At 48.5% G+C, this 6,703-nt stretch carries 8 protein-coding genes and 1 pseudogene; all 9 read left to right on the top strand.

The features are described 5' to 3' along the window. A partial coding sequence (locus tag VN105_RS22455) for a DUF4199 family protein (RefSeq protein ID WP_325644420.1) occupies window positions 1-268 on the top strand: 268 nt, incomplete at its 5' end. Window positions 269-283: 15 nt separating this feature from the next. Further along, complete coding sequence (locus tag VN105_RS22450) at window positions 284-1,282, top strand: glycosyltransferase family 2 protein (RefSeq protein WP_325644418.1); 999 nt, start codon at window positions 284-286, stop codon at window positions 1,280-1,282. Window positions 1,283-1,312: 30 nt separating this feature from the next. Beyond that, the gene (locus VN105_RS22445; RefSeq protein WP_325644416.1) at window positions 1,313-2,449 is read left to right on the top strand and encodes a glycosyltransferase; all 1,137 of its coding nucleotides are present in this window, start codon (window positions 1,313-1,315) and stop codon (window positions 2,447-2,449) included. 44 nt (window positions 2,450-2,493) lie between these two features. Then, window positions 2,494-3,549, top strand: a complete 1,056-nt coding sequence (locus VN105_RS22440) for a dehydrogenase (protein WP_325644414.1) — start codon at window positions 2,494-2,496, stop codon at window positions 3,547-3,549. A gap of 27 nt (window positions 3,550-3,576) precedes the next feature. Next, window positions 3,577-4,155: a D-sedoheptulose 7-phosphate isomerase gene (locus VN105_RS22435; protein WP_325644412.1), complete on the top strand. Its 579-nt coding sequence runs from the start codon at window positions 3,577-3,579 to the stop codon at window positions 4,153-4,155. Then, window positions 4,152-4,847, top strand: a complete 696-nt coding sequence (locus VN105_RS22430; protein ID WP_325644410.1) for a nucleotidyltransferase family protein — start codon at window positions 4,152-4,154, stop codon at window positions 4,845-4,847. Before VN105_RS22435 ends, VN105_RS22430 begins: the two co-directional genes overlap by 4 nt. Next, window positions 4,844-5,365 carry an HAD-IIIA family hydrolase gene (locus tag VN105_RS22425; RefSeq protein ID WP_325644408.1) on the top strand — a complete coding sequence of 174 codons (522 nt, stop codon included), beginning with the start codon at window positions 4,844-4,846 and terminating at the stop codon, window positions 5,363-5,365. The genes VN105_RS22430 and VN105_RS22425 overlap by 4 nt, the downstream gene beginning before the upstream one ends. A gap of 26 nt (window positions 5,366-5,391) precedes the next feature. Further along, window positions 5,392-6,363 carry a hypothetical protein gene (locus VN105_RS22420; protein WP_325644407.1) on the top strand — a complete coding sequence of 324 codons (972 nt, stop codon included), beginning with the start codon at window positions 5,392-5,394 and terminating at the stop codon, window positions 6,361-6,363. Window positions 6,364-6,372: 9 nt separating this feature from the next. Then, window positions 6,373-6,703: pseudogene (locus tag VN105_RS22415) on the top strand (hypothetical protein); the annotation flags it as partial.

The following is a 6,703-nucleotide window of genomic DNA, read 5'->3' as shown; positions in this document are numbered from 1 at the left end:
GTATGTGCTCTACAAATATATCGATCCGAAGCTCGTAGATGCGTTAAAAGATAACCTGCTGGAATCTACAGAAAAATGGATGCACAAATTCAAAGCTCCGCAGGAAGAAATTGACAAACAACTGGATGAATTAAGTAAAACCGACTTCAACGTTGGAATTAAAAAGTCATTCATGGACTTCCTGAAAGGAATAATATTCTATTTTGCAATAGCAGCGATCATTTCACTGATCATTCGAAAAAAACCAGCTGAAAAACCACTACAATAATACTATTCTATAAAGATGAACATATCCGTAATCGTTCCTTTAAAAAACGAAGAAGAATCCTTACCGGAGCTTGCCGCATGGATCGAAAGAGTGATGGAGGCACACCACTTTACCTACGAGGTATGGATGGTGGACGATGGCAGCACCGACGATTCCTGGGCCGTTATACAACAACTGGCTGCGCAGAACCCCCTTATCAAAGGGATCAAGTTCCAGCGCAACTATGGTAAGTCGGCCGCCCTTAACGAAGGCTTCAACGCGGCACAGGGCGATGTAGTGATCACCATGGACGCCGACCTGCAGGACAGTCCCGATGAAATACCGGAACTCTACCGCATGATCGTGGAAGAAGGCTTCGACCTGGTGAGCGGATGGAAAAAGAAACGTTACGATAATACCTTTACCAAAAATATTCCTTCAAAACTATACAACTACACCACTACCCGTATGAGCGGCGTAAAGCTGCACGACATGAACTGCGGTCTTAAGGCCTATCGTAAAAAAGTAGTGAAATCAATAGAGGTATACGGCGAAATGCACCGCTATATTCCTGTTATCGCAAAATGGAATGGCTTCCGTAAAATAGGCGAAAAAGTAGTGGAACACCGCGCCCGTAAATACGGTGTCACCAAATTCGGACTGGAACGTTTTATCAACGGTTTCCTGGATCTGGCCACCATCATGTTCATCGGCAAATTTGGTAAACGCCCCATGCACCTGTTCGGCGCACTGGGCTCCCTCTCCTTCTTCGTGGGCTTTGTGGTAGCAGCTTACCTGGCACTGGCAAAGATATTCTTTGACAAGGTAAACATGACAGACAGGCCCCTGTTCTATTTCGGATTGCTTTGCATGATCATCGGTTCCCAGTTATTCCTCACCGGTTTTATTGGCGAGCTGGTAACCCGTAACGCCACCGAACGCAACTCCTACCTGGTGGAAGAACGGATGGATCATACCGGTAATGTTACGGAAGAGGAATGGCAGTTATCGCATCAACATAACCGCAGGCGCTGATCCTCTCCTTCACATTTTGCATCTGAATCTATGGCTAACAAAAAGAAAATACTTATTCTGGGAACAGCCTACCCTTTCCGGGGTGGGCTGGCTGCTTATAATGAGCGACTGGCAGAAGAACTCCAGCAAACAGACGAGGTGGAAATATGGACCTTTACCATACAATACCCCAAACTTTTTTTCCCGGGAAAAAGCCAGTTCTCTACCGATCCTGCTCCGGCGCATCTGCGCATCAAACGGCTGATCAATTCCGTAAATCCGCTGAACTGGTTAGTAACAGGACGGAAGATCCGGAAAATGGATCCTGATATCATCATCACCAAATACTGGCTGCCAATTATGGGCCCTGCATTGGGCTCCCTGCTGCGCCTGGGCAAGCGTAAACATACCAAAGTGATTGCCGTACTCGATAATGTAGTGCCGCATGAAAAAAGACCCGGGGATGTGGCCTTTACAAAGTATTTCCTGAAACCGGTAGACGCTTTTATTGCCATGAGCCAGTCGGTGCTCAACGACCTGCGGGTATTTGAGCCAACAAAAAAAGCATCGCTGATCCCCCATCCTATTTACGATAATTATGGCGCGCTTATCTCCAAAGAAGAAGCCCGCGCACAGCTGAAGCTGGCGCCGGGTAAAAAATATATCCTTTTCTTTGGCTTTATCCGTCAATATAAAGGGCTGGACCTACTGTTGCAGGCAATGGCGGATGAAAGACTGAAAAAGCTGGATGTACACGCCATTGTAGCCGGCGAATACTATGAAGATGCCGCTCCTTACCTGGACCTGCTGAACAAATTACAGCTGGGCGACCGGGTGCTGATGCACACCGATTTCATTCCCAATGAAGCCGTTAAAAATTATTTCTGCGCCGCCGACCTGGTAGTGCAACCTTATAAAAGTGCTACCCAGAGCGGCATTTCGCAGATCGCTTACCACTTTGAAAAACCCATGGTGGTAACCAATGTGGGCGGTCTTGTGGAAATGGTGCCCGATGGTATAGTAGGTTTCCAGGCAGAACCGGACCCGGCATCTATTGCCGCCGCCATAGAAAAATATTTCGTGGAAAACCGCGAAGCGGATATGGTGGAAGCCCTCCGGAAAGAAAAACTGCAGTATTCCTGGGCGCGACTGGCAAAAGAAATTCATACACTGGCAGCAGATCGCTGATGGATCTGCCCCTGTTAAACACAGCGGCATCATAATTGTTGGCTATGGCCGGCAAACTAAACCTGACAACCAGCATGATTTACAGAAGCAAAGCACCTTTACGTATAGGCCTTGCCGGTGGTGGCACAGATGTAAGTCCGTATTCGGATTTATTCGGTGGCGCCATTCTCAATGCCACTATCTCCCTTTATGCACGTGCATCCATTGAACCCCTGCAGAACGGGCAGGTAGTGTTCGAGTGTGCCGACAGAAGGGAAGCGGCTACTTACGATGCCGTATACCCTTTGCCGTTAGACGGTAAACTGGATATCCTGAAAGGTGTGATCAACCGCGTGCAAAAAGATTATGGCTCCTTACCGGCTACCGGTTTTAAACTTACCACCTTTGTAGACGCGCCGGCAGGCTCCGGCCTCGGTACCTCCTCTACCCTCGTGGTGGCCGTACTGGGTGCGTTTGCCGAATGGCTGAAGCTGCCGCTGGGAGAATACGACCTGGCCCATCTTGCCTATTCCATTGAGCGGGAAGACCTTAACCAGGCTGGCGGTAAACAGGATCAATATGCAGCTACCTTTGGCGGCGTTAACTTTATGGAGTTCTATAAAGGCGATAAGGTGATCGTAAACCCGCTGCGCATCAAAGAAGTGAACCTGCACGAACTGGAAAATAACCTCGTTCTGTTCTATACTTCTACGAGCCGCTTATCCTCTACCATCATCTCCGAACAACAAAAAAATGTAACCGATAAAAAGGACGATTCCATAGAAGCCATGCACCAGCTGAAAGAACAGGCAGTGATGATGAAAGAAGCATTGCTCCGGGGCACTATCGATAAGATCGGTGAGATCCTGAACTATGGTTTTGAAAATAAAAAGAAGATGGCCCATGGCATCACCAATCCACAGCTCGATGAAATTTACGAAGCAGCCCGCAAAGCTGGCGCTAGCGGAGGTAAAATTTCAGGCGCCGGCGGGGGCGGTTTCATGATCTTTTATTGTCCTAAAAATACCCGCTTCGCCGTGGTAGATGCGCTAAATGGTTTTGGAGGAGATGTAAAACGGTATACCTTTACCAATCACGGCATTCAAACGTGGAGCATTTAAGGTTTAACAAATCAAAAATTTCTGCTGATGAAACAATTTATTGCCAATAAGATCCGGGAAAGCATCGCTGTGAAAGAAGCCATCTGCCAGGATGAGCCGTTGCTAAATACGATCAGACTGGTAGCAGAATCCATTACACACAGCCTGCAAACCGATCATAAAGTACTTTTTTGCGGTAACGGTGGCAGTGCGGCGGATGCACAACACCTGGCCGCAGAATTTTCCGGCCGGTTTTACAAAGACCGTATGCCATTATATGCGGAGGCGCTGCATTGTAATACCTCTTACATGACGGCAGTGGGCAACGACTATGGCTACGACCAGGTATACGCCCGCATCCTGAGAGGCATTGGTCGTGAAGGCGATGTGCTGGTAGGTATTTCTACCTCCGGTAACTCCGCCAATATCCTGGAAGCCATGAAAGTAGCGAAGGAACAGGGAATGATCGTGGTAAGCATGACCGGCAGCACCGGAGGGAAAATGAAAGAAGGAAGCGATTACCTCATCAACATCCCTTCCACTGATACCCCCCGAATACAGGAAGCTCATATCACTGTAGGACATATTATTTGCGAAATAGTAGAAAACAACCTGTTTGGCGCATGACGGGAGAATGTATTGTACTTGCCGGGGGCCTCGGTACCCGCCTCAGAAGCGTAGTGGCCAACAAGCCCAAATGCATGGCTCCCCTGGGCGCACATCCCTTTTTATATTACCTGCTGCAATACCTGCATAAACAAGGCATTCAACATGCGGTGCTCTCGCTTGGCTACCTCTCTGAACAGGTGATCAGCTGGTGCAACAGCATCACACTCCCTTTACGTGTATCCTTTACCGTAGAACCGGAGCCGCTGGGCACCGGTGGCGGTATCATCAACGCATTGCAGGCAGTGAAAGGCAACGAAATTTTCATTGTTAACGGCGATACCTATTTTGATGTAAACCTGGCGGCCTTTAATAATTTCCACCAGTCGCATCAAAGCCCCCTGTCGCTGGCGCTGAAACCCATGCAGCAGTTCGACCGCTACGGTAGCATCCAGTTGGATGCCCACCAGCAGATCACCCGTTTTCATGAAAAGAAATTCATGGAAGAAGGACTGATCAACGGCGGCATTTACCGGACCTCCGCAGGGTTCCTGCAAAGCCTGTCGCTCCCCGAGAAATTCTCCTTTGAGAAAGAAGTACTGGAACCTGGCGCAGAGGCCGGGAAATTATATGGCTTCGTCAGCAACACCTATTTCATTGATATCGGGATCCCGGAAGATTACGAAGCAGCAAAAAAAGTATTGGTATCATGACCCTATTCCTCGACAGAGACGGTGTAATCAACGATGAAATCCGCGACGGGTACGTACTCCGGCCGGATATGTTTCACTTCAGTGAAGGCGTGTTGTCTGCTATGCCCATACTCGCAGCGCGTTTTGAACGCATTATTGTGATCACCAACCAGCGCTGCATTGGCCGAGGATTGCTCACTACGGAAGGACTACAGGAAATTCACGCGCAAATGCTGCAGCAAATTGAGGGAAGCGGCGGCAAAATTGACGCTATTTATTTTTGCCCGGATACAGACAACAACAGTCCATGCCGCAAACCAGCCACTGGCATGGGCCTGCAGGCCAAACAGGATTTCCCGGCTATTGATTTCAGTAGTTCGGTAATGGTAGGCAATACATTAAGCGACATGCAGTTCGGGAAAAGCCTGGGCATGCAAACCGTGTTTATCCCGTCTACCCGGCCTGAAACGCCCTTCCCCCATCCACTGATCGATCAGCGATATCAAAACCTGCTGCAGTTTGCACAGGCTGTACAATAATTATAAGCCGTAACCGTATAATAGATATGGCAAAAAAACCATTACTGTCACTGCTCCTGGTCTTTACTTCCCTGCTGGCGCTCGCCCAGCAGCCGGACGCGGCTGGAATGAAACAACTGCGCCTTAACCAGGACACGCTGCAGATACTCAGTGAAGATATCTTCAGCGGCAAAGGCGACGACGGCCGGCAACGCGCCACAGAAGCATTCATTCCCCTGCTGGTGAGAACGCTGAAAACAAAATACTCTTTCCGCTTCCGGTTCGATTCCCTGAAAACAATATCTATCCAGTACCCGCAAGACAGTACCTTCCGGATCTTTACCTGGGCACTGGAAGGAGAAAACGGCTTCTACCGGCATTATGGCGCTATCCAGATGAATACGGCCGACGGACAACTTAAGCTCTTCCCCCTGTTCGACGCCTCCGATTATTTGAGTAATACCGATACCATCACCGACAATAAATCCTGGTACGTCTGCCTGTACTATAATATTGTTCACCGGCACTACTTTAATAAAGAATATTATACCCTCTTTGGCTGGGACGCCAACAATCCCCGCAGCCAGAAGAAAATAGTGGAAATGCTGACTTTCAAAAACGGCACTCCCGTACTGGGCGGCCCCTTTTTCAGTTTTGCAGAAGACAGCACCCCCAAGCCTACCCGTAACCGCTTTATTATTGAATACAAAAAGGAAAGCACTGCTACGCTCAATTACAATAAGGAACTGGATATGATCGTATTCGATCACCTCATATCTGAAACCAATGAGCCCATGAAAAAATTCACCTATGTAACCGATATGGATTACGAAGGCTTCAAATGGCAGGCAGGCAAGTGGATGCACGTCAATAAAATTTTCCATGATGCTATCCCATTGGGAAAAGGCGCCCCTATACCGCAACCGCTGGATCAGAAGAAAAAAAGCATGACCCAGCCCAAATCGGCAGAAGATTTTCAACAGGAAACACCAAAGAAACCGGCAAAGAAAAAACAATAAACCCATCACATGGCAGCAATGGACAACGAATCAACATATATCAGGGCAATAAGATTATTCAACACCAACGAAACGGACTGCTCTTTTGAAACCGGCAGGATCCAGACCCGGAACAAAATTGATGCAAACTACTTCTTTTGCCAAACAGGCACCGGCGATCTTGAAAATATTCCCCACCCGGCGCCCCGCCGGCAGTTTGTGGTAACGCTGAAAGGCCGGCTGAAGTTCACCGTCACTAATGGCAATACCTTTATCCTGGAACCCGGCATTATCCTCATTGCGGAAGACACCAGCGGACCCGGCCACACCTGGGAAGTAACCGACGGCAACGAATGGGAAC

It is taken from the genome of Chitinophaga sp., assembly GCF_035564935.1.
GTDB lineage: Bacteria > Bacteroidota > Bacteroidia > Chitinophagales > Chitinophagaceae > Chitinophaga.
Note: the sequence above shows the minus strand (reverse complement) of the source record. Positions and strands in the feature narration are given on the sequence as shown.